Genomic DNA, 2286 nt, shown 5'->3' with positions numbered 1-2286 from the left:
GTTGATTGATTGGTTTATGTTTCGGGTTCCAACGACATCCCAACTCAACGAGCTTTGGATGACGCCATGGGACCAGAGGTGCGAGGCACACGGATGTTTTGTAGGGTGATCGCGCGAGCGATTGCCGTCGAGCGGGTTAAAGCCCTGGTCAAGCAATGGCTCTCGCCATCACTCTACGTATATGATCTGGGTTCAAAATCAGCTTTCCTTGGATCTGGTCTCACCCGTAAGGTTGCTGTGAAGCCGCTGAAGCCTGATGTGAAGAAGCCCGGCTGTGAATGAGTCCAGTTGCTAACTTGAGCCCTTTGTCGCTTTGCGGAGGTTCTGGTTAGTTTGGGCACTTGTAGCCTAGCTGGAACTTGGCGCTCCCAGTTGCCCTGTGGGAAACTCCGAAGTGGTTGGACTATCGGGCCTTTTGGGCAATGCGTCACGATAAAGCGTGGCCCTCCCGATCAATCATAGAAGCCACTGGAAGGCTGAGCTCTATCGCGCTGAAGGGCAAATTGAACAATATGCATGGCCCGATTCAAATGCGCCTCGAATCTTGCATGTCATCGAGGCCTTGGACATCTTTGGAGGTTTCTCATGTCCAACGATACTCATCCAATGCCTCCAACATCGTCACTGAATCGCGCCTATGACGCGCAGTTTGCGACGGACGATGCATACAGGGAGACGCTGCCCGACCCCAAAAATAATGGGCGTCCTGCGGTTGTGAAGGCCGATGCGCCGATAGCTCAAGTGGGCGTGTCGAATTTTCGACTCCCGCTCAGGTTTGCACGGCCTGGTGACTCCGAGATCACGCTCGAGGCGTCTATACTTGGATCTGTCCCCTACCCCGGGGGCCGAAAGGGCATCAATATGTCACGTATCGTCCGTTCGTTCTACGACCATAAGGACCAGCTATTTTCCTTGGATGCGCTGGAACCTGTTTTGCGTGACTTTTTTTCTCCCCGCGGACGACTCCGTAGCCCTCATTACCCCCGTAGATGAGGACGCCATCATGGCGTATCAAGACGCCTGGCAACGCCTCATGCTCGCAGCACTCGAGCAACAAAACGTCTCTTATCAGTATCGGCGCTAGCTTGATGGCACACCAGTTTTGGGGTGATGTCCTGCTTGGCCAGGGCGCCCAACCTACTACCGTCCAGCGCTAATGGATAAGTGCACAGAAGGAAATTTTTTTATCTGAAACCTAGTCTTTCTTGAGGCCGGCACGTTCTTTCGGTGGATTGGTAATCCAGGGTAGGAAGGACGCTTCCACATCGGAGACTTCATCAATCTCATCGAATATGGATATACTCCAAACCTGAGCCTCTACCAATACATCATGCTGCCGAGACCCAATCGGAATGAAATCGATTCCAGGCATACCGAACTCCTCGATTGCATCGTGAATTTCGTCTTTCAGATAGAGTTTCCCATGGTAGGCAGATCGAAACTCTTTCGCTCTTTCTTGCTCAGCTATCTGGATTGAGGCGATACTTCCTGGGTAAGTGAATGAAATTACTTCACTGGGTATGTCCTCGATCTTGAAGAATTTGAAATCATAATATTCGCGGCGACTATAAATTAGCTCAGATGGGTTTAACCCCAAGAAGCAATAAACCGGTCTTTCTATCTGCGGTTTTCCACCTCTGTCTTTAAAGAGCCGATACAATGTCCTTTCTACCTCGTCCCGACCTGAGAGATATTCTTCATGAAAGTAGCTGCGGTCATAGCGCTCCTTCAGTTCGCGCACAATTTTCTCACGCTCGCTCGGATCGCAGTTCAAGATATTCAGAAAAGGTTCTCCTAGATCTTTCAGATACCAATGTCCTATTATATCGCTTCTCACTCAGGCTGGGTATTTTCTGCCCCACTGGTGTGGGTTGGTTGTTGAAATTGAAACGGCAGTTTTCTACTCAGTGACTATCAGTAGGAAGTGTGCGACTGGGATAATCTTTGATCAAATACTTACTCATTACTCATCTAATGCCAAAGATGACATTATGCTGCGGAGATTTTAAAAAGGGTAGGAATATAATTGTAGACACTAAAGGTCATGTGCCCTGTAAAGGGTTATCGCCATCGCCTTCCATGAGAAGGCGGTTTGTCAATTAGATTCAAAGTTTCAACTTTGTGTGATGGTTGTAAGGTTTAGTAGCAAGCAGAAGTTGGCATTGATTGAGGAGTCCAAGTCAGTCTGACTTCCATACGCACTCTTTATTGAAGCTTACCAGGCTTCGGTGCAGAAAGGAGTCCTGTCTCAAGCGCTGCCTTCTTGTTCACGCATTCGTATATGAC

Annotated in this window: 4 protein-coding genes; 3 read left to right on the top strand and 1 reads right to left on the bottom strand. The window is 49.1% G+C overall.

The window, feature by feature from the left end:
- The first annotated feature begins 66 nt into the window (after positions 1-66).
- The 3 genes from HRU10_15285 to HRU10_15275 all read left to right on the top strand — a co-directional run bounded on the left by HRU10_15285 (position 67) and on the right by HRU10_15275 (position 1084).
- Complete coding sequence (locus HRU10_15285) at positions 67-282, top strand: hypothetical protein (GenBank protein NRA28596.1); 216 nt, start codon at positions 67-69, stop codon at positions 280-282.
- A gap of 303 nt (positions 283-585) precedes the next feature.
- Positions 586-993 (top strand): GTP cyclohydrolase I FolE2, encoded by a 408-nt coding sequence (locus HRU10_15280; protein NRA28595.1) that lies wholly within the window; start codon positions 586-588, stop codon positions 991-993.
- A complete protein-coding gene (locus HRU10_15275) occupies positions 938-1084 on the top strand; it encodes a hypothetical protein (protein ID NRA28594.1) in 147 nt (48 codons plus the stop codon). The genes HRU10_15280 and HRU10_15275 overlap by 56 nt, the downstream gene beginning before the upstream one ends.
- A 111-nt stretch (positions 1085-1195) precedes the next feature.
- On the opposite strand, the gene HRU10_15270 is transcribed toward HRU10_15275, so the two are convergent.
- Positions 1196-1741 (bottom strand): hypothetical protein, encoded by a 546-nt coding sequence (locus HRU10_15270; GenBank protein NRA28593.1) that lies wholly within the window; start codon positions 1739-1741, stop codon positions 1196-1198.
- Between the last annotated feature and the right edge of the window lie 545 nt (positions 1742-2286).

Source organism: Opitutales bacterium, assembly GCA_013215165.1.
Taxonomy (GTDB): Bacteria; Verrucomicrobiota; Verrucomicrobiia; order Opitutales; family JABSRG01; genus JABSRG01.
This window is presented reverse-complemented; position numbering and strand designations above follow the sequence as displayed.

Bases quoted from the DNA above. Each gene is read 5' to 3' on its own strand.
- HRU10_15285 (NRA28596.1), top strand. From the start codon at position 67: ATGGGACCAGAGGTGCGAGGCACACGGATGTTTTGTAGGGTGATCGCG.
- HRU10_15280 (NRA28595.1), top strand. From the start codon at position 586: ATGTCCAACGATACTCATCCAATGCCTCCAACATCGTCACTGAATCGC.